This is a genomic window from Roseateles sp. GW835-FHT13E02 (assembly GCF_058794035.1).
The window spans coordinates 91,973-109,909 of the sequence record NZ_JBXAGJ010000010.1 but is presented as its reverse complement, the minus strand read 5'-3'; the positions used below and the strand labels follow the sequence as shown (position 1 = coordinate 109,909).

The following is a 17,937-nucleotide window of genomic DNA, read 5'->3' as shown; positions in this document are numbered from 1 at the left end:
GCCGGCGCTCAGTCGAGCTGGCTGAGCATGGTGTCGGCGCCGATGCTGCCGATTTCGGGGGCACGCCAGGCCCTGAGCCAATCCAGGAACTGCTCTTGAGGCATGGGCTTGGCGATGAAATAACCCTGACCCTCATCGCAGCCCAGTGCAGCCAGCAGGCGCCAGGCCTTGGCGCTTTCGACGCCTTCGGCCACCACGCTCAGGCCCAGGTTGTGGGCCAGCTCGATGGTCGAGCGCACGATCTTGGCATCGCCCAGATCGCTCTCCATGGCCATGACGAAGCTCTTGTCGATCTTGAGTTCATGGACGGGCAGGCGCTTCAGATAAGCCAGCGAGGAGTAGCCGGTGCCGAAGTCGTCGATGGACATCTTGAAACCGCGCTCCTGCAGTTGCTGCAAAGTGTGCAGGGCGCGTTGCGGGTCATCCATGATGGCGCTCTCGGTGATCTCCAGACACAGCGCATCGCTGCGCGCGCCGTGAGCATCGAGCATGGCCTGGATCTTGGCCGGCAGGTCCTGGTCCAGCAGGTCGCGGGTGGACAGGTTGACGCTGATGCGCAGGGCCAGGTCTTGCGCGCGCGCCTGCGCCCAGGCGGCGGCCGAGGCTTCGATCACCCAGGCCGTCAGGGCGCGGATGAAACCGGTCTGTTCGGCAAAGGGAATGAACTGCATGGGCGGCACCAGGCCGCGCTCGGGATGCTGCCAGCGCACCAGGGCTTCGGCACTGATGATGCGGCCGCTTTGCAGGTCGACCTTGGGCTGCAGGTAGAGGCGCAGCTCGCCGGCCTCCACGGCGTGGCGCAGCTCGCTCAGCAGGGACAGCGATTCCTGGCTGCCGGCGTCCAGGCTGGCGCTGTAGAACACGCTGCCGTTCTGCCGCTTCTTGGCCTCGAACATGGCCAGGGTGGCGCGGCTGAGCAGCTGCTTGGCCTCGCGGCCGTGGGCGGGCGCCAGGGCCAGACCGATGCCGGCGCTCAGATCCACGGTCTGGTCCTTGATGCGAAGCGGGCGTTCGAAATCGCGATGGATGGCATCGGCCAGGGCCAGGGCTGCGCTTTCATCGGCCAGGCTCAGCAGCAGGGCAAACTCGTCGCCGTTGAGCCGGGCCAGGGCGTCTTCGCTGGCCGGCAAGAGCGCTTGCAGGCGCTGTGCCACTTTCTGCAGCAGCAGGTCGCCGAAATCATGGCCTTGCACATCGTTGACATGCTTGAAGCGGTCCAGGCCCAGGGTCAGCACCGCGCAGGGTGCCTCGGGATGTTCGGCCAACCAGCGTTCGAGCACCTGCACAAAACCGGCGCGGTTGGGCAGGCGTGTCAGCTGGTCCTGAAAGGCCAGCTCGTTGAGGCTGGCGTCGCGCTGCTGGATGCCCTGGCGCATGGCTTCGAAGGCGCGGGCCAGATCGCCCACCTCGTCGGCGCTGCCATCCTGGGCCACCGGCGTGGCGTAGTCGCCGGCCCCCAGGCGCTCGGCCGAATCGGCGAGGGTCTTGATCGGCCGGCTGATGCGGCGCGCCGTCAGTACGCTGCCCAGGGCAAAGGCCAGGATGCCCAGCACGGTCAGCGTGCCCAGGGTCTGGCGCAGGGTGCGGTAGGACTCGAACGCCTGGTCGAAGGAGCGCAGCAGCAGGACTGCCAGCTGCTGATCACCCGAGCGCAGCAGGGGCACGTAGAGGCCGCGCATTTCTTCCTCGCCCAGTTGCAGGCTGAAGGTGGGCTCGGCGGCCTGTACCTGGCCCGCCACCTGGCCGGTGGTGGCTGCATCGAGCACGCTGCCCAGCGGTGCCCAGGCCTGGCCCTCGGCCGGGCGCAGCAGAAAGACGCTGCGCAGGCCCGAGAGGGTTTGCAGTTCGCGCAAGGGCTCGGCCTGCAGGTCCACGGCCATCATCAACCAGCCGCCCAGGCCGGCGGCCTTCACCGGCACAAACACCAGCTGATACGCCCGCCCGCCCACCAGGGCCAGGCTGGCGCGGCCGCTGGGCTCGTTGCCGGCGTCCTCGGCCTCCTTGGCCTGGATCAGGGCAGGCAGCAGGGCGACAAAGGCCTCGGCCTGCGGCCGGGTGGCGGTGACCAGGCGGAAATCGGCCGAGACGTAGGCAATCACACTGGCGTCGACCAGCTGGCTGTTTTTGGAATCGAGTGCGCTGAACAAGGTGTCGGCAAACTCCGTCTCCGGCATGCCGGCGGCTTCGGCCAGCACGCTGCGGATGCCGTGGTTGTTCTCCAGCTGGCGCAGCACGGCCACGCGCTGCTGTGCATCCTGAGCCAGCAGATGGCCGAGCATGCGCTGGCCGGTTTTCAGTTCCGCCTCCACTGCCACCTCGGTGCTGCGGCGGATGTTGGCGTAGGTGATCATCCAGCTGGTCAGCTGCACCAGCACCAGCAGGGCCAGGAAGAGGGCGACGATGCGGCCTTCAAGCCGACGCAGATGGAGGAAAGCAGGCAGCTTCATGGCGCTTCAGCGCAGCGGCAGTTGCAGGGGCGCTGGTTCCTGGCCGGGAACCAGGCGCAGCGGAAAGCTGCTCAGCAGCGGGCTGCCCAACCTCGGGTGCCAGACCTTGAGCACATGCTCGCCGGGCGGCAACTCCAGGCGCAGCTGGCCCTGGGCATTGCTCTTGCCGAAGAAGGGCGTGTCGACGATGACGATATGGGCGCTCATTTCATCGTGGATATTGCAGCCCAGGGTGGCGACGCCGGGCTTGTCGAACAGCACCGGATCGGTCGGGGTGCCGGTGTAGAGCTTGAGGTCGAACTTCTTGGCCGCCGAGAAGGAGTAGACATGGTGGCGCACGGTGTCGAAGTTCGGGAAGCTGACGGCCGTGCCCGTCTGCACCACCAGCACGAAAGGCTGGAACTGGCGCTGGCGCTGCTCCATCTGGGCCACGCTGCCCGCGCCGGCACGGCCGGTCTGGCCTTTCACTTCCACGGCCATGGCCACATCGCCCAATGGCTGGCCGCTGGCGTTCTGCACGCTGAGCGTCCAGCCGGCGGCTTGGGCCACGCCTGCGGTGCTCAAGCCAAGCAAACAGCCGATGAGCTGCAGTATGGAGGGCCGCAAGCCCGGCCAAGCCATCTGTGCCGCCGGGGCCGCAGGCGGGCGCGAGGGTGAGGGGCGGCGCCTGAGCCATGAATTCATCGTGGTGCCTGGTCTTGGGGGAGGGGCTGAGTCAGCGGCTCAACGCATCGGCGCAGGGCCAAGCCGCGCCGGATGCGCCGCTCAGCGACTGTATCGGCATTGCCCTGCGCGACTTGATGCCCCGGCGCGAATGACCGGGCGCTCTCAGCCCCGCAATGCCAGGCGAGGCGCGCGCGTGGCCGTGGTCTCCACCAGCATCAGGGCCAAGCGGCGCAGGCCGGCCCAGGGCTCCAGCGGCCAGTCGGGGTGGCGCAGGCCTTTGACCAGGCCGTCGCAGATCTGCGCGGCGGCCACCAGCCGGCTCAGGTCGCCGCTGTGCAGGCTGGGCACGATGCGCTCGAACAAGCGTTCCTTGGGCCCCCAGACGCGCGCTTCGCGCATGGCCATGGGCAGGGGCTTGCCGGCATCGACGGCGTCGCGCACGCGCTTGAGCGCGCGGATGTCCTCGGCCAGGCTCCAGTGCACCAGCACGGCAGCCTCGCCCTCGGCCTCCAGGCCTTCCAGCATGCGCAGCACGCGGGCGACTTGGCCGCCGAGCACCGCTTCGCTGAGCTTGAACACGTCGTAGCGGGCGACATTGAGCACGGCCGCCTCGATCTGCTCAAAGCTCAGCAGACCCGGCGGGTGCAGCAGGGCGAGCTTTTGCAATTCCTGGTGGGCGGCGAGCAGATTGCCCTCGACCCGGTCGGCAAAAAAGGCCAGGGTGCGCTGGCCGGCCTCGCCATCTTCGACGCGCTGGCCTTGCTGGACCAGACGCTGGGCGATCCACTGCGGCAGGGCGCGGCGTTCGATCGGGTCCACGCGCACGCAGACGCCGGCGCCGTCCAGGGCCTGGAACCAGGCGCTGTTCATCTGCGTCTTGTCCAGCTTGGGCAGGGTGACCAGGGTCACCACGTCCTCGGGCAGCTGGGCGCAGTAACGCTGCAGCGCCTCGGAGCCGTCCTTGCCGGGCTTGCCGCCGGGGATGCGGATCTCGATCAGCTGGCGCTCGGCAAACAAGCTCATGGCCTGCGCTGCACCCAGCACCGGGCCCCAGTCGAAATAGGCGCCGGCAACGGTGAAGACCTTGCGCTCGCCGTAGCCCTGGGCGCGCGCCGCCGCGCGGATGGCATCGGCCGCTTCCTGGGCGAGCAGGGGCTCGTCACCGTAGACGGTGTAGATGGGCCGCAGCGCCTTGGCGAGCTGGGGCTTGAGGGCGTCGGGGCGCAGTTGCATGCGTGCTGGCGCTTGATTCAGGCGGGCAGGCGCACGGCCGAGAGGCGGCGCATGATCTGCGCCACCGCGTCGGATTGCATGGCCCGGTAAAGCTGGGCTTCTTCCTGCTCCTTGGCCAGGGCCGCGCTTTCGGTGTAGTTCATTTCGCGCGTCATGCGCAGCTCGGTGCGCGGCAGCAGCAGCTCGCCGGAAGGCACGCGCAGCAGGTAGTCGAAATTGACCCGCAGCTGCCACTCACGCACCTGGCCGGCGCTGGTGGACACCACCACCGATTTCTCGCGCGCATCGCGCAGCACCTCCAGCACCACCTCGGCGCGGTTGGCGTCTTCCACCATCAGCAGCGCGGTGCGCGAGAGCTGCCGCTTCAGGTCGGCCGCCAGCGGCGAGCCCGGCTTGAAGCCGCTCAGCGCCAGGCTGCGGAACAGGAACTCCGGCTCGCGGCGCAGCTCGAAGCCGCAGCCCACCAGCGGGGCGGTGGCGGCGGCCAGGAGCAGGTGGCGGCGCTGCAGCAGGGGGCTCATCGTCAGACGACCAGATTGACCAGGCGGCCGGGCACGATGATGACCTTCTTGGGCGCCTTGCCTTCGCTGAACTTGGCGAAGTCTTCGCTGGCCAGGGCCACGGCTTCGATGGCGGCCTTGTCGGCGGTGGCCGGCACCTTGATGGCGCCACGCAGCTTGCCGTTGACCTGCAGCATCAGCTCGATCTCGTCCTGCACCAGGGCGGCTTCGTCCACGCTCGGCCAGGGCGCGTCGAGCAGGTCACCCAGCTCGGCGGCATAGCCCAGGTCTTGCCAGAGGGCGTGGGTCAGGTGCGGGCAGGCGGGGTAGAGCACGCGCAGCAGCACCGAGAAGCCTTCGCGCACGGCCGCATCCTGGCCCTGGGACTTGAAGCCTTCCAGCGCGTTCAGCAACTTCATGGCGCCCGAGACCACGGTGTTGTACTGCATGCGCTCGTAGTCGTAGCTGATCTGCTTGAGCACCAGATGCACTTCGCGGCGCAGGGCCTTGCCATCGCCGTTCAGGGCGGCGTAGTCGCGACCGCCGGCCTGGATGGCGGCCTCGTTCTTGGCGCCAAAGCCCCAGACGCGCTTGAGGAAGCGGTGGGCGCCTTCGACGCCGGCGTCGTTCCACTCCAGGGTCTGCTCCGGCGGCGACGCGAACATCACGAACAGACGGGCCGTGTCGGCGCCGTACTGGTTGATCAGCTCCTGCGGGTCGACGCCGTTGTTCTTCGACTTCGACATGGTCGTCATCTCGTACTCGAGCGCCGAGCCGTCGGCTTTCAGCGTGCCGCCGATGACCTGGCCATGCTCGTTGGTCTGGACGTTGACCTCGTGCTCCCAGAAGTAGTTCTTGCCGGCATCGGCCGGCTTCTGGAAGAACGCGCCCTTGAGCACCATGCCCTGGGTCAGCAGCTTGGTGAAGGGCTCGTCGATCTTGACCAGACCCAGGTCGCGCATGACCTTGGTCCAGAAGCGGGCGTAGAGCAGGTGCAGGATGGCGTGCTCGATGCCGCCGATGTACTGGTCCATGGCGGCGCCGGGGCGCATCCAGTACTCAGTGCCGGCGCCGACCATGGCGTCCTGGTTTTGCGCGTCGCAGTAACGCATGAAATACCAGGACGAATCCACGAAGGTGTCCATGGTGTCGGTCTCACGGCGGGCGGGCTTGCCGCAGACCGGGCAGGGCACGTTCAGGAAGGCGCTGTGCTTGTTCAGCGGATTGCCGCTGCCGTCCGGGATGCACTCCTCTGGCAGCACGACCGGCAGGTCCTTCTCGGGCACCGGCACGGCGCCATGCTCCTCGCAGTGGATGATGGGGATGGGCGTGCCCCAGTAGCGCTGGCGGCTCACGCCCCAGTCGCGCAGGCGCCAGGTGGTCTTCTTCTCGCCCAGGCCCTTGGCGCCAAGCAGCTCGGCCACCTTGTCGACCGCGGCCTTGTGGCTCAGGCCGTCGAGCACGCCGGAGTTGACGCAGACGCCTTGCGACTTGTCGCCGAACCAGTCGGCCCAGGTGCTGGTCGAGAAGGCTTGGCCTTCGACGGCCACCACCTGCTTGATCGCTATGCCGTACTTGTTGGCAAAGGCGAAATCGCGCTCGTCATGCGCCGGCACGCCCATGACGGCGCCGTCGCCATAGCTCATCAGCACATAGTTGCCGACCCAGACCGGCACCTGCGCGCCGGTCAGCGGGTGGGTGACCACGAGGCCGGTGGGCATGCCCTTCTTCTCTTGCGTGGCGAGTTCGGCCTCGGTCGTGCCGCCCTGCTTGCATTCCTCGATGAAGGCGGCCAGCTCGGCATGGCCGGCGGCGGCGTGCGCTGCCAGCGGGTGCTCCGGCGCGACGGCGCAGAAGGTCACGCCCATGATGGTGTCGGCACGGGTGGTGAAGACGTAGAGCTTGCCGTCCTGGATCAGGGCACCGTCGGCACCCTTGATTTCATGGGGGAAGGCGAAGCGCAGGCCCTGGCTCTTTCCGATCCAGTTCTCCTGCATCAGGCGCACACGCTCGGGCCAGCCGGACAGGTAGTTCTTGTCCTCGGGGTTGGCCACCGCGGCCAGCAGCTCTTCGGCGTAGTCGGTGATCTTGAGGTAGTAGCCGGGGATCTCGCGCTTCTCGACCAGGGCGCCGGAGCGCCAGCCGCGGCCGTCGATCACCTGCTCGTTGGCCAGCACGGTCTGGTCCACCGGGTCCCAGTTGACGACCTGGGTGCGGCGCTCGGCGATGCCTTTTTCGAGCATCTTCAGGAACAGCCACTGGTTCCACTTGTAGTACTCGGGCTGGCAGGTGGCGATTTCTCGAGACCAGTCGATGGCCAGGCCCATGGCCTGCATCTGGGTCTTCATGTAGGCGATGTTGGAGTAGGTCCACTGCGCCGGCGGCACCTTGCCCTTCATCGCGGCGTTCTCGGCCGGCAGGCCGAAGGCGTCCCAGCCCATGGGCATGAGCACGTTGTAGCCCTTCATGCGCAGCTGGCGCGTGAGCATGTCGTTGATCGTGTAGTTGCGCACATGGCCCATGTGCAGCTTGCCGCTGGGGTAGGGCAGCATGGAGCAGGCGTAGAACTTGGGCTTGCTCTGATCCTCGACCACGCGGTAAGCGTCACGGGCTTGCCAGTGGGAGCGTGCGGCCTGTTCGACCTCGGAAGGGGTGTACTTTTCGTTCATGGTGGGCTCGGTGCGAAGTGCGCCGATTGTAAAAGTCGTGGGCCGGGCTGCCGCTCAGGGCTGCTTCGGTAGGGGCGTGGGCGCGGTGTCAGCGTCGGTGACGAAGGCCATGCGGTGCAGGCCGGCGGCCTGGCACCAGCCGATCAGCTGGGCCACCGCGCCGTAGGGCGCAGCCTGATCGGCACGCAGCTGCACCTCCAGCTCGGGCCGGCCGGCGCCCAGGGTCTTGAGGCGTTGTTGCAAGGTGGCGGCGTCGAGCTTTTCTTCGCCCAGGTAGAGCGCGCCATCGGGTGCGACGGCCAGGGCGATGAACTGCGGCGTGTCGCCCGGTGTGGCGGCCTCACTCTTGGGCAGGTCCAGGCGCAGGGAGTTGCTCATCAGCGGTGCGGCGATCATGAAGATCACCAGCAGTACCAGCATGACGTCGATCAGCGGCGTCATGTTGATCTCGCCCATGGGCTTGGGGCTGTCGCGGCGTTCCAGGCGACCGAAGCTCATCTCAGGCTCCGGCGGCGCGCGGCCGGCGCTGCTCGCTCACGGTTGCGCCGGCGCATCGCTGAACATCTCGCGCAGGTCGTGCGCAAAGCCTTCCAGCTCGGCCTCGCAAGCGCCGAGCAGCTTGCCGAAGACGTTGTAGGCCAGCACAGCCGGGATCGCCACGGCCAGGCCGGCGGCGGTCATGATCAGCGCTTCGCCCACAGGGCCGGAGACGCGGTCCATGCTCAGATTGCCGCTGGCCGAGATGCTGACCAGAGCGTGGTAAATGCCCCAGACCGTGCCGAACAGGCCGACGAAGGGCGCAGTGCTGCCGATCGAAGCGAGCAGCACCTGGCCGAACTGCAGGCGCTGCAGAACGCCGTGCAGTGCGTCGCGCAGGCGGCGGGTCAGGCGGGAATGGGCATGGCCTGCGGCATCCAGGGTGCCGCTGCGGGTGTCGCTGGTGGCCGCGTCCAGCAGGGGCAGGAGCAGGCCTTCGGCATCAAAGTTCTGCAGGGCAGTGCGGCCCGAGTCGAGATCGTTCGCATCCCAAAAAGCCGGCACGGCGCGTGCCAGGCTGCGGCGCGCACGTTGCAGGGTCCAGCTTTTCCAAAGGATCAGCACCCAGGCGCTGACCGACATCAGCAGCATGAGCAGGGCCACGCCGCGCGTGACCGCATCGCCTTGGTCCCAGAAACCTTGGAAGCCGCCCATCATCCCTTGAACCCCAGGACATCATTCATGTCGTAGAGGCCCGGGCCCTGGCTGGCCAGGAAGCGCGCGGCGCGCAGGCTGCCCTGGGCGAAGGTGGCGCGGCTGCTGGCCTTGTGGCTGATCTCGATGCGCTCGCCGATGCCGGCAAACAGCACGGTGTGGTCGCCGATGATGTCGCCGCCACGCACGGTGGCAAAGCCGATGGTCGAGGGATCACGCTCGCCGGTGACGCCTTCGCGGCCGTAGACGGCGCAGGCCTTGAGGTCGCGGCCCAGGGCATGGGCCACGGCCTCGCCCAGAGCCAAGGCGGTGCCGCTGGGGGCATCGACCTTGTGGCGATGGTGGGCCTCGATGATCTCGATGTCATAGCCTTCGCTGAGCGCGCGCGCCGCGCGGTCCAGCAGGCCCAGCACCACATTGACGCCGACGCTCATATTGGGCGCCATCATCACGCCGGTGCGTGCGGCCAGGGCGCCGATCTGCGCCTTCTGCTGGGCATCGAAACCGGTGGTGCCGATCACCAGCTTGACGCCCAGCTCGGCGCAGAGGGCCAGATGGGCCAGGGTGCCCTCGGGGCGGGTGAAATCGATCATCACATCGCTGGCTTGCAGCGCAGCGCGCACATCGTCGCTGATGGCCACGCCGCAGATCTTGCCGAGGAAAGCGCCGGCATCCTGGCCCAGCGAGGGCGTGCCCGGCCGGTCAAGCGCCGCGCTGAGCTGGCAATCGGGTGCCTGCAGCACGGCTTCGATCAGCATGCGGCCCATGCGACCGGAACTGCCAGCGATGGCGATGCGCAGGGGTGGGGTCACGCTCGTCGTCATCTTCAGGACTTCTTTTCCAGCGGCGGGTAGGCGCGCACCGGGCCGACGGGCTCGGCGGCCGGCACGGCGGGCTTGGCGGGAATGGGCAGGGCTTTGCGCTCGGCTTCGCTCAGTTCCAGCTTGGGCGGCTCGCGACGCTCGGCCTTGGAGCTGATGGAGGCAACGAACTCGTTCTCGCCGGGCAAATCTTCCGGCGCCTCAATCGACTTCAGGACATCACCGTTGAACCAGACCACCACCTTGCGTTGCTGGTACAGCGTACCCTGGCGTTTGATGGTGAAGACATAGTCCCAGCGCTCGGCGTGGAAGGGGTCGGTCAGCAAGGGTGAACCCAGCAGATCGCGCACCTGGGCGCGCGGCATGCCCGGTTTGACGCGAGCCACCAGCTCCTTGGTCAACACATTGCCCTGCACGACTTCCAGCTTGTACGGTGTGATGCGTTCCAGCATGGTCTGGCCGCTCGACGAGCTGAGCATGTCCAGGCTCGGCATGCTGGAGCAGGCACTGAGGGCGCTGGCGCCGGCGACGACCAGCGCCAGAACTGCGGATCGGGCTGGAATTGCAAGTGTTTTGGGGCTGCGCATGGCGTGATTCTGTGGGGGCTTGGGCCGGTCGGCGCCCGTAGCTGGCTATGATCGGGCCATTCTAGCGGCAGGCCCATGGTGGGCCGCGCCGGCCCCAGCAGTGTCATGAACCGCACCGACGAGATCAAGAACAGTGGCCTGAAAGCCACCCTGCCGCGCATCAAGATTCTGGAGATTTTCCAGAAGACGGCGCAGCGCCACATGACGGCTGAAGACGTCTACAAAGCCTTGTTGGTGGAAGACGCCGACATCGGTCTGGCCACCGTGTACCGCGTGCTCACCCAGTTCGAGCAGGCAGGATTGCTTTCGCGCAATCATTTCGAATCCGGCAAGTCGGTGTTCGAACTGAACGAAGGCCATCACCACGACCATCTGGTCTGCCTGACCTGCGGCCGCGTGGAGGAGTTTTTCGATCCCGAGATCGAGGAGCGCCAGCACGCCATCGCCCGCGAGCGCGGTTTCAAGCTGCAAGACCATTCCCTGGCCCTGTACGCGGCCTGCGTGAAGACCGACTGCCCGCACCGCGGCAGCTGATCGCCAGGGCGATTCGCCCGGCGGCCGACGCGCTCAATCGTCGTTGTGCTGCCCTTGTTCGATCGCCCGCTGGTGGCGCTCGACAAACTCCCGGTAGGTGTCGATGCCGCGCAGCTGCAGCACGGTGTTGCGCACGGCCGCCTCGACCAGCACGGCCAGATTGCGGCCGGCATCCACGGCGATGATGGCCTTGCGCACCGGCATGCCCAGCACGTCTTCGTAAAGCGGCTCGTAGGGCAGGCGCTCGAAGTCGCGCTCCATGGTTTCCTTGCGCACCAGGTGCACGATGAGCTTGAGCCGCATCTTGCGGCGCACGGCCGTCTCGCCAAAGATCGCCTTGATGTCGAGCAGGCCGATGCCGCGCACTTCCAGCAGATTGAGCAGCAGCTCGGGGCAGCGGCCTTCGATGGCGGTTTGCGAGATGCGGAACAGATCGACCGCATCGTCGGCCACCAGGCCGTGGCCGCGGGAAATCAGCTCCAGGCCCAGCTCGCTCTTGCCCAGGCCGGACTCGCCGGTCAGCAGCACGCCCAGGCCCAGGATGTCCATGAAGACGCCGTGGCGGGTGGTGCGGTTGGCAAACAGCTGCGCCAGATAGGCCCGCACCACGTCGATGACATGGCCGGCCGACTCGCGGGTGACGAAGAGCGGGATCTCGGCGCGGTCGCACATGGCGACCAGACGGTCCGGCGGAGCCTGGTCGTCGGCGACGATGATGACCGGCGGCTCCAGCGTGACGATGCGTGAGATGCGGCGGTCCAGCACCTCGCCCGATGCCTGGCTCAGATACGCCACCTCGCGGCGGCCCACCAATTGCACCCGGTAGGGGTGGATGTAATTGAGGTAGCCGACCAGATCGGCCGACGATTGCGCGTCACGGACCGCGGTTTCGTCGAAGCGGCGCTCCGGATGCGCGTGGCCGGCAATCCACTCCCAGCGCAGGCGTTCACGATGTTCTTCGAAAAGCCGGTCGGCGCTGATGGAGGTGGGTTTCACTGATCGTTCGGCGGCGCGTTGCTGGGCGGGTGGGGGAGGGTGCCGTCGCCGTTCAGGCGACCGACTTCAGCGGTTCCCAGGCCGAAATCAGGCGGTGCAGATTGGCGGCCTCGGGGTCGGTCTTGAGCTGCTCGCGCAGGTCGCGGTCCGACAGCATTTCGGCGATCTCGGACAGGATTTCCAGATGCCGCTGCGTGGCTGCTTCGGGCACCAGCAGGAAGATCAAGAGGCTGACCGGTTCGTCATCGGGCGCGTCAAAACCGATCGGCTGCTGCACACGCAGCACGGCGGCCAGCGGGTTTTTCAGGCCCTTGATGCGGCCGTGCGGGATGGCCACGCCGTGACCGAGGCCGGTGGAGCCGAGGCGCTCACGCGCGAAAAGATTGTCCGCCACCACCGCGCGCGAGATGGCGTGATGGTTCTCAAACAGCAGGCCAGCCTGCTCGAAAACGCGTTTCTTGCTGGAGGCATCCACATTCACCAACACATTGTCGGCGGGAAGGATGGCGGCGAGACGGTTCATGGTGTCGAAGCGTCGCATACGGCTGGGTGGGCCTTGGGCGGGACGCTTGGTCGGTGTCGAATCGGCGAATTATAGAAAGCTCACCGGTTTCCCGGCCCCCCTGTATTCAGTGGCGGCGCACAAATACGTGAACTGCTGCGGTGCAGCAACGACTGTGCGAGGGGTGATTCAGGCCGACGAAATCGGCCACTTGATCTTTGGGCTCGGGCAATGAAAAGGCGACCCGAAGGTCGCCTTGCGTTGCGCTCACGGATGGAGCGTCTGGAGGATGCCTTGCCTGGAAGCTTTCAACAGACGGGCGATCTCCGAACAGTTCGGCTCAGGGCGCTGGCGTTTCCATCAGGCGCTTGGCCGAGGTGTGGTGATGGTCCTGCAGGCGGTCCTTGTGGCGCACCACCTGGCGGTCCAGTTTGTCCATCAGCTGATCAATGGCGGCGTAGAGGTCTTCGCTGGATTGCTCGACGAAGATGTCGCGTCCCTTGACGTGCAATGTCACTTCGGCCTTTTGCCGACGTTCCTTTTCCTTCTGCTTTTCCACGGTGAGCAAGACATTGATGTCAACGACTTGATCGAAATGGCGGGTCACTCGATCTAGCTTGGTGAGTACGTACTCACGCAGAGACGGTGTTACTTCCAAATGGTGGCCACTGATTGTCAGATTCATAAAACGGCCTTTCACGAAAAGAAAGTCGAGAGTTCGGAAATCAGGAAAAGAACGAAAAAAACGGATCGCTGGGTCTCTGTCTGGGGCTCTTCTGTAGTGAATCGGCGAATTCAGTTTGCACCTGAAGCGCCACTGTGACAAGTGCTTGACAGCCAGAACAAGGGCCTTAGTCCGTTTGACTTTGCGGCTTGGCAAAGAGCGTGATGGATTGGGCAAAAAGCGCCCCGCGGCGAGGTGATAATCATGGAATCCCAGCTACGGAGTCTTTCTTGGACAGCGATCACCCTCGGTGACCGTCCACTCCCTCGCCAAACGCGCCAGCGCCGCCAGCTTTCAATCTCGAGGCCGCGCCCGCGTCGCTTGTCCGGAGTGAGACGGGTCCCCACACACCCACACCCGGACGGCGCTCGGCCCGTCCTGCTCGATAAAAGAACAAGAGACGGCGCTCGCGCGCTGGAGGTTTTTGCATGCTGAATGTGTTCACGCTGGACAACGGCCGCCTGAAGGGCGGACTGTTCCAGGAAGAAATCGAAACCGCTGAAGACCTGGCCCTGTCGCGGCCGGTGTGGGTGGATCTGGAGAACCCCACGGCGGTGGAAAAGGGCTGGATTCGTGACCGCTTCGGCCTGGTGATCCCGGAAGACATCGTCGACGAAGACCTGGAAGAGTCGGCCCGTTTCTACGAAGAAGACAACGGCGAACTGCACATCCGCTCCGACTTCTTGATCGATGACGACGAGGCCCCGCGCAATGTGCGCGTCGCCTTCATCCTCTACAACAATGTGCTGTTCTCGGTGCACAACGAGGACTTGCCGGTGTTCCGCCTGCTGCGCCTGCGCGCGCGCCGCATCCCGGCCTTGATCGAAGACGCCAAGGATGTGCTGCTCAAGCTCTACGACGCCGATGCCGAGTACTCGGCCGATGTGCTTGAGGGCATTTACGACAATCTGGAGAAGGTCAGCGCCCGCGTCTTGAAGAAGGACGTGAACGACACCGAGGCCGGCGAAGTGCTGGCCGCGATCGCGCGCGAGGAAGACTTGAACGGCCGCATCCGCCGTAACGTCATGGACACACGGCGCGCACTCAGCTTCATGATGCGCAGCCGCATGCTCAGTGCCGAGCAGTTCGAGGAGTCACGCCAGATTCTGCGCGACATTGACTCGCTCGATTCGCACACGGCCTTCTTGTTCGACAAGGTCAACTTCCTGATGGATGCCACGGTTGGTTTCATCAACATCAACCAGAACAAGATCATCAAGATCTTCTCGGTGGCCAGCGTCGCCCTGCTGCCGCCGACCCTGATCGCCAGCGTCTACGGCATGAATTTCAAGGCCATGCCCGAGCTCGACTGGCAGTACGGCTATCCCTTCGCCTTGGGTCTGATGCTGGCTTCGGTGGCCGCGCCCTTCATCTACTTCCGCCGCAAGGGCTGGTTGAAGTAGGCAAAAAGGCCGGCGCAGCTCAATGCGCGCGCAAACGCCGCTTGAGCGCGCGCATCAAGGCCCCGAGCAGCGGCAGTTTTTCGTACAGCTCTTCGGCCGCGTCCCAGTAGTCACGGTGGTAGGCCACGCGGCCGTCGGGCGCGAAGCGCAAATGGCTGCTGCCGTGGATGCGCAGCGGTTCTGTCTGACCCTGGCGCTGGACGATGAAGTCCCAGGCGAGAAAGCACTGGTTCCCCTCGCACAGCGCCTCCAGCACCTCAAAGCGGGACTGGTTCAGGGTTTCGAACATGTGCGCGAAGATGCGCCGCACCCCAGCCAGGCTCTGGACTTCGTTGAACGGGTCTTTGAAGTAAGCGTCTTCGCAGTAAAGCTGGTCGAGTCGCGCCAGGTCGGCGGGTTGCAGCTGTTCGAAGAATTTGATCACCGCCTGCACGCGCGGGTCGGGGTTGCTTGTGCTCATAGTCCGGTGGCGCGCCGCACGGCGCGAAAGTAGAGGCTGTGGCCGAGGTGGCTGAGCAGCTTGAGCCAGAGCGTGAAGCGCTTGGGGAAATGGATCTCGAACTCGCCTTTGGACCAGCCCTTGAGGATCTCGCTGGCGGCCTGTTCGGCGCTGATCAGGGCCGGCATCGCAAAGTCGTTCTGCGCCGTCAACGGTGTGGCCACAAAGCCGGGGTTGATCACCGAGACGCCAATGTGCTCGGGCGACAGGTCCAGGTACAGCGCCTCGGCCAGGTGGCTGAGTGCCGCCTTGGACGGCCCGTAGGCCAGCGATTTGGGCAGGCCGCGGTAGCCAGCCACGCTGGACACCAGGCTCAGATGGCCGGGCTTGCCCTGCCGGGATTGCTCCAGCAATTGCGGCAGCAAGGCCTGCAGCAGCTTGAGCGCACCGATGTAGTTGATGTCCAGATGGCGCAGGGCGTCGCTGAGCGAGAACTGCTGCGCGCGCATGGGCTGGTAGTAGCCGGCGCAGTACATGCACAGGTCGATCTGGCCGTGGTGGCGCACGATCTGCTGCACCGCGGATTGCAAGGACTGCTCGTTCATCACATCCAGCGGCAGGGGTTGCGCGCCCGGATGCTGGGCGGCGAAGTCATTGAGCAGATCAGCCTGCCGCGCCGAGACGATGACCCGCGCACCGGCCGCATGCAGCTTGGCCGCCACCGCCCGGCCAATGCCGCTGGAGGCGCCGACCAGCCAGACCGTGCGGCCATGCCAGCTCTGGATCTTGGGGTTCAGGGACATGGACGCGTTCTGCTCAGAGTTTCTGGAAGGACAGGGTCACTTCCCCGAGCGTAAGGCCGAATTTGCTCATCCTGGCCTTGTTCAGCAAGGTGTGCTCGTCCACCAGGTACATCCAGTCGTCGAATTGCACCTCGTAGACGCTGCCATCGACCGGCAGCTTGAGCGTGTAGGCCCAGCGCAGGGCATTGCCGGCGGCCTGGCCCTGGGCCTCGCCCAGCACATCGGCCGCGGTGCCGCTGTAGCGGCCCTGGCCCAGATCTTTCAGGGTCCAGACGCGGCGTTCGCGCTTGCCGTCGCTGTACTCGAAGTCTTCTTCCAGCACCCCGGTGTCGCCGGTCCATGTGCCTTGCAGCTTGACGATGAAGCGGCGCTGCACCTTGCCGGCCCGGTCGGTGAAGATGCCGTGGGCGATCAGGGGCCCGTTGAAATAGCGGCGCAGATCCAGCGTGGGCGTTTCGCGGGCGTAGTCCTCCGGCTGGGGTGCCGAGGCGCAGCCGGCCAGCAGGCTCAGGGCGCCCGCAGCGGCGCCCGCCAGCAGCAGGCGGCGGTGGGATCGGGTCTTGGGGGTCGTGGTCATGGCAGGTCCTCCCCTTGCGGGCGTATCCAATGGCGGTAGAGAAGGGCTGCAGCCGCCAGCTTGAGCAGGCAGGGCAGCAGGCAGTAAGACAGGGTCAGGGCGTTCAGCGCCTGGGCGTCGCGGGCGCCCGGTGTGTAGCCCAGCAGCTGCAGCAGGGGCAGGGCCAGACCGGCGGCCAGCGCGAGATTGAGCTTGTTGGCAGCGTTCCACCAGCCGAAGAAGCTGCCCTCGGCGCGGGCATGCAGACCGGCGCGCTGGATCACGCCGGCCAGCATGGCGCCCGGAATAGCCAGGTCCGCTCCCAGCGCGGCCCCACTGGCCAGGCAGACCGCCACAAAGCCGATCTGGTCGCCTGCGCCCAGTACCGCCGCCCAGGCGAACGCCGCCACGGCCAGCACCATGCCCAGGCCCCAGCTGCGGGCCTGACCCCAGCGCGCCACCCCGCGCAGCCACAGCGGCAAGGAGGCCGCGGCGGCCAGGAAATAACTGGCCAAATACAGGCCTTCGGCCTGCGGCGTTTGCAGCCGGTCGCGCACAAAGAACAGCAGCAAGGTGGCCGGGATCGCCGCCGCAATGCCGTTCAGCAGGAACACCGCCAGCAGGCGGCGAAAGCCGCGGTAGGCCCACACCTGAATCGCCCGCGCGCGCACCGCCGGCCCGTTGGCCAGGGCGCGCGGTGCCCAGCGCAGGAGGAGCAGGCTCAGGCCCAGGGCGGCCGCCAGTACGGCGGCCGTGCCGGCCAGGCCGATCCAGCCGGGCAGCAGGCTGGCTGCGATCACGCCAGCCAGGGACAGCCCTTCACGCCAGGCCACCACCCGGGTTTGCTGGGCCGGGCTGCCGCCCAGGCGTGCCCCCCAGGTCTGGTGCATCACGCTGAGCAGGCTGTAGCCCCCATAGCAGACGAGCAAAAAGGCGCCGCACCAGAGCAGCAAGCCCTGGGGCTCGCGCAGCGGCGGGAAGAACAGGGCGTAGAAGCCCACGCCCAGGGCTGCCGCGGCCCCGGCCATCAGCGGCAGGACGCGGCGTGGGTGTTCGTTCAGCCAGCGGTCGCAAAGTCGGCCGATCCAGGGGTCGACCAAGGCATCGAGCAGGCGTGCCGCCAGCAGCAGAGCGCCCAGCCAGGCCAGCGGCATGCCGTAGTTCTGGGCGTAGTGAGCCGGCAGGCTGACGTACAGCGGCAGCGCGACAAAGGCGAGCGGGAAGCCCAGGCCGCCATAGCGCAGGCCGGCCGCGCGGCCGCGGCCCAGGCCGGCGCTTGGGGTTTCAGCCTTGGCTGCTTGGGCCACGGTGTTTGCCACGGGCCTGGCTGCTGTCGGCCGGGCGTTTCAAGAGTTGCTCGCGCATGCCGGGCTCCGAGCTTTGCGTCGCCAGCCAGATGCCGCTGAACAGGCGGGCGAACTCGGGGTCGGCGATTTGCCGGCGCGGCTGGCTGTTGACGAAGAACTGCACGCCGCGCCCCGGCTCGAACAGGCCGCTGATGCGGTCGCCGGCCTTGACGTCGGGGAAAGCAGCCTCCATCTCGGCCAGCCAGCGCTGGGCTTTTTCCTCGCTGATCTCGGCCTGGCGCCGCATCTCCACCAGCGAGCGCTTGGCGATCTCGCGGCCGCTCAGGCTGCGCGCGTACTCCAACTCGAGCGCCAGGGTCTGGCGCGACCAGTTGTCCGCGTTCACGTGCTCCGACACCCAAAGCCGGATGTCGTAGATGCGCAGGCCGAAGAAACGCATCTGCGCTTCCGACTGCAGGCGCAGCGCCTCCGGCACTTCGGCTGGACGCTTGCGCTGCGCGTGGGCCGGCAGGACCAGCAGGCCGGGCATCGCAAGAAGCAGGGGGCGGCGCCGCATGGT

The 17,937-nt window shown here is 66.6% G+C and carries 19 protein-coding genes; 2 read left to right on the top strand and 17 right to left on the bottom strand.

Annotated elements, in window-relative coordinates; genetic code table 11:
* Positions 1 to 8: 8 nt before the first annotated feature.
* The 9 genes from AC1Q6P_RS11780 to AC1Q6P_RS11740 all read right to left on the bottom strand — a co-directional run bounded on the left by AC1Q6P_RS11780 (position 9) and on the right by AC1Q6P_RS11740 (position 10,114).
* Positions 9 to 2,447, bottom strand: a complete 2,439-nt coding sequence (locus tag AC1Q6P_RS11780; RefSeq protein ID WP_492664780.1) for a putative bifunctional diguanylate cyclase/phosphodiesterase — start codon at positions 2,445 to 2,447, stop codon at positions 9 to 11.
* 6 nt (positions 2,448 to 2,453) lie between these two features.
* Positions 2,454 to 3,011 carry a methylamine utilization protein gene (locus AC1Q6P_RS11775; RefSeq protein WP_492664781.1) on the bottom strand — a complete coding sequence of 186 codons (558 nt, stop codon included), beginning with the start codon at positions 3,009 to 3,011 and terminating at the stop codon, positions 2,454 to 2,456.
* 264 nt (positions 3,012 to 3,275) lie between these two features.
* The gene (holA, locus tag AC1Q6P_RS11770) at positions 3,276 to 4,346 is read right to left on the bottom strand and encodes a DNA polymerase III subunit delta (protein ID WP_171827140.1); all 1,071 of its coding nucleotides are present in this window, start codon (positions 4,344 to 4,346) and stop codon (positions 3,276 to 3,278) included.
* 17 nt (positions 4,347 to 4,363) lie between these two features.
* A complete protein-coding gene (locus AC1Q6P_RS11765) occupies positions 4,364 to 4,867 on the bottom strand; it encodes an LPS-assembly lipoprotein LptE (protein WP_102768432.1) in 504 nt (167 codons plus the stop codon).
* Positions 4,868 to 4,869: 2 nt separating this feature from the next.
* Complete coding sequence (gene leuS / locus AC1Q6P_RS11760; protein ID WP_492664782.1) at positions 4,870 to 7,515, bottom strand: leucine--tRNA ligase; 2,646 nt, start codon at positions 7,513 to 7,515, stop codon at positions 4,870 to 4,872.
* 54 nt (positions 7,516 to 7,569) lie between these two features.
* The gene (locus tag AC1Q6P_RS11755; protein WP_102768430.1) at positions 7,570 to 8,013 is read right to left on the bottom strand and encodes an ExbD/TolR family protein; all 444 of its coding nucleotides are present in this window, start codon (positions 8,011 to 8,013) and stop codon (positions 7,570 to 7,572) included.
* Between the two features lie 36 nt (positions 8,014 to 8,049).
* Positions 8,050 to 8,706 (bottom strand): MotA/TolQ/ExbB proton channel family protein, encoded by a 657-nt coding sequence (locus AC1Q6P_RS11750; RefSeq protein ID WP_102768429.1) that lies wholly within the window; start codon positions 8,704 to 8,706, stop codon positions 8,050 to 8,052.
* On the bottom strand, positions 8,706 to 9,530 hold the full coding sequence (dapB, locus tag AC1Q6P_RS11745; RefSeq protein ID WP_492664783.1) for a 4-hydroxy-tetrahydrodipicolinate reductase: 825 nt from the start codon (positions 9,528 to 9,530) through the stop codon (positions 8,706 to 8,708). The genes AC1Q6P_RS11750 and dapB overlap by 1 nt, the downstream gene beginning before the upstream one ends.
* A 2-nt stretch (positions 9,531 to 9,532) precedes the next feature.
* A complete protein-coding gene (locus AC1Q6P_RS11740) occupies positions 9,533 to 10,114 on the bottom strand; it encodes an outer membrane protein assembly factor BamE (protein ID WP_102768427.1) in 582 nt (193 codons plus the stop codon).
* Positions 10,115 to 10,219: 105 nt separating this feature from the next.
* On the opposite strand from AC1Q6P_RS11740, the gene fur reads away from it, so the two are divergent.
* Positions 10,220 to 10,648, top strand: a complete 429-nt coding sequence (gene fur, locus AC1Q6P_RS11735; protein WP_171827135.1) for a ferric iron uptake transcriptional regulator — start codon at positions 10,220 to 10,222, stop codon at positions 10,646 to 10,648.
* A gap of 33 nt (positions 10,649 to 10,681) precedes the next feature.
* Here fur and hprK read toward each other — a convergent pair whose 3' ends face one another.
* The 3 genes from hprK to hpf all read right to left on the bottom strand — a co-directional run bounded on the left by hprK (position 10,682) and on the right by hpf (position 12,831).
* Complete coding sequence (gene hprK / locus AC1Q6P_RS11730) at positions 10,682 to 11,644, bottom strand: HPr(Ser) kinase/phosphatase (protein ID WP_102768426.1); 963 nt, start codon at positions 11,642 to 11,644, stop codon at positions 10,682 to 10,684.
* Positions 11,645 to 11,696: 52 nt separating this feature from the next.
* Positions 11,697 to 12,167 carry a PTS IIA-like nitrogen regulatory protein PtsN gene (gene ptsN, locus AC1Q6P_RS11725; protein ID WP_102768425.1) on the bottom strand — a complete coding sequence of 157 codons (471 nt, stop codon included), beginning with the start codon at positions 12,165 to 12,167 and terminating at the stop codon, positions 11,697 to 11,699.
* Positions 12,168 to 12,486: 319 nt separating this feature from the next.
* A complete protein-coding gene (gene hpf, locus AC1Q6P_RS11720; protein WP_102768423.1) occupies positions 12,487 to 12,831 on the bottom strand; it encodes a ribosome hibernation-promoting factor, HPF/YfiA family in 345 nt (114 codons plus the stop codon).
* Positions 12,832 to 13,298: 467 nt separating this feature from the next.
* On the opposite strand from hpf, the gene corA reads away from it, so the two are divergent.
* A complete protein-coding gene (gene corA, locus AC1Q6P_RS11715; protein ID WP_102768422.1) occupies positions 13,299 to 14,273 on the top strand; it encodes a magnesium/cobalt transporter CorA in 975 nt (324 codons plus the stop codon).
* Positions 14,274 to 14,292: 19 nt separating this feature from the next.
* Here corA and AC1Q6P_RS11710 read toward each other — a convergent pair whose 3' ends face one another.
* From AC1Q6P_RS11710 to AC1Q6P_RS11690, 5 genes are read right to left on the bottom strand one after another with little or no spacing between them, the layout of a single operon-like run.
* Positions 14,293 to 14,733, bottom strand: a complete 441-nt coding sequence (locus tag AC1Q6P_RS11710; protein ID WP_492664784.1) for a nuclear transport factor 2 family protein — start codon at positions 14,731 to 14,733, stop codon at positions 14,293 to 14,295.
* Positions 14,730 to 15,515, bottom strand: coding sequence for an SDR family NAD(P)-dependent oxidoreductase (locus AC1Q6P_RS11705; RefSeq protein ID WP_492664785.1), 786 nt, complete (start codon positions 15,513 to 15,515; stop codon positions 14,730 to 14,732). The genes AC1Q6P_RS11710 and AC1Q6P_RS11705 overlap by 4 nt, the downstream gene beginning before the upstream one ends.
* Before the next feature lie 13 nt (positions 15,516 to 15,528).
* On the bottom strand, positions 15,529 to 16,092 hold the full coding sequence (locus AC1Q6P_RS11700) for a DUF3833 domain-containing protein (protein WP_492664786.1): 564 nt from the start codon (positions 16,090 to 16,092) through the stop codon (positions 15,529 to 15,531).
* Positions 16,089 to 17,390 (bottom strand): MFS transporter, encoded by a 1,302-nt coding sequence (locus AC1Q6P_RS11695; RefSeq protein ID WP_492664787.1) that lies wholly within the window; start codon positions 17,388 to 17,390, stop codon positions 16,089 to 16,091. The genes AC1Q6P_RS11700 and AC1Q6P_RS11695 overlap by 4 nt, the downstream gene beginning before the upstream one ends.
* On the bottom strand, positions 17,356 to 17,934 hold the full coding sequence (locus AC1Q6P_RS11690; RefSeq protein ID WP_492664788.1) for a chalcone isomerase family protein: 579 nt from the start codon (positions 17,932 to 17,934) through the stop codon (positions 17,356 to 17,358). The genes AC1Q6P_RS11695 and AC1Q6P_RS11690 overlap by 35 nt, the downstream gene beginning before the upstream one ends.
* Between the last annotated feature and the right edge of the window lie 3 nt (positions 17,935 to 17,937).

Excerpts from the sequence above, each read along its gene's own strand:
- AC1Q6P_RS11780 (WP_492664780.1), bottom strand. The coding sequence starts at position 2,447 with ATGAAGCTGCCTGCTTTCCTCCATCTGCGTCGGCTTGAAGGCCGCATC.
- holA (WP_171827140.1), bottom strand. The coding sequence starts at position 4,346 with ATGCAACTGCGCCCCGACGCCCTCAAGCCCCAGCTCGCCAAGGCGCTG.
- AC1Q6P_RS11765 (WP_102768432.1), bottom strand. The coding sequence starts at position 4,867 with ATGAGCCCCCTGCTGCAGCGCCGCCACCTGCTCCTGGCCGCCGCCACC.
- leuS (WP_492664782.1), bottom strand. The coding sequence starts at position 7,515 with ATGAACGAAAAGTACACCCCTTCCGAGGTCGAACAGGCCGCACGCTCC.
- AC1Q6P_RS11755 (WP_102768430.1), bottom strand. The coding sequence starts at position 8,013 with ATGAGCTTCGGTCGCCTGGAACGCCGCGACAGCCCCAAGCCCATGGGC.
- AC1Q6P_RS11750 (WP_102768429.1), bottom strand. The coding sequence starts at position 8,706 with ATGGGCGGCTTCCAAGGTTTCTGGGACCAAGGCGATGCGGTCACGCGC.
- dapB (WP_492664783.1), bottom strand. The coding sequence starts at position 9,530 with ATGACGACGAGCGTGACCCCACCCCTGCGCATCGCCATCGCTGGCAGT.
- AC1Q6P_RS11740 (WP_102768427.1), bottom strand. The coding sequence starts at position 10,114 with ATGCGCAGCCCCAAAACACTTGCAATTCCAGCCCGATCCGCAGTTCTG.
- fur (WP_171827135.1), top strand. The coding sequence starts at position 10,220 with ATGAACCGCACCGACGAGATCAAGAACAGTGGCCTGAAAGCCACCCTG.
- ptsN (WP_102768425.1), bottom strand. The coding sequence starts at position 12,167 with ATGAACCGTCTCGCCGCCATCCTTCCCGCCGACAATGTGTTGGTGAAT.
- hpf (WP_102768423.1), bottom strand. The coding sequence starts at position 12,831 with ATGAATCTGACAATCAGTGGCCACCATTTGGAAGTAACACCGTCTCTG.
- corA (WP_102768422.1), top strand. The coding sequence starts at position 13,299 with ATGCTGAATGTGTTCACGCTGGACAACGGCCGCCTGAAGGGCGGACTG.
- AC1Q6P_RS11710 (WP_492664784.1), bottom strand. The coding sequence starts at position 14,733 with ATGAGCACAAGCAACCCCGACCCGCGCGTGCAGGCGGTGATCAAATTC.
- AC1Q6P_RS11705 (WP_492664785.1), bottom strand. The coding sequence starts at position 15,515 with ATGTCCCTGAACCCCAAGATCCAGAGCTGGCATGGCCGCACGGTCTGG.
- AC1Q6P_RS11700 (WP_492664786.1), bottom strand. The coding sequence starts at position 16,092 with ATGACCACGACCCCCAAGACCCGATCCCACCGCCGCCTGCTGCTGGCG.
- AC1Q6P_RS11690 (WP_492664788.1), bottom strand. The coding sequence starts at position 17,934 with ATGCGGCGCCGCCCCCTGCTTCTTGCGATGCCCGGCCTGCTGGTCCTG.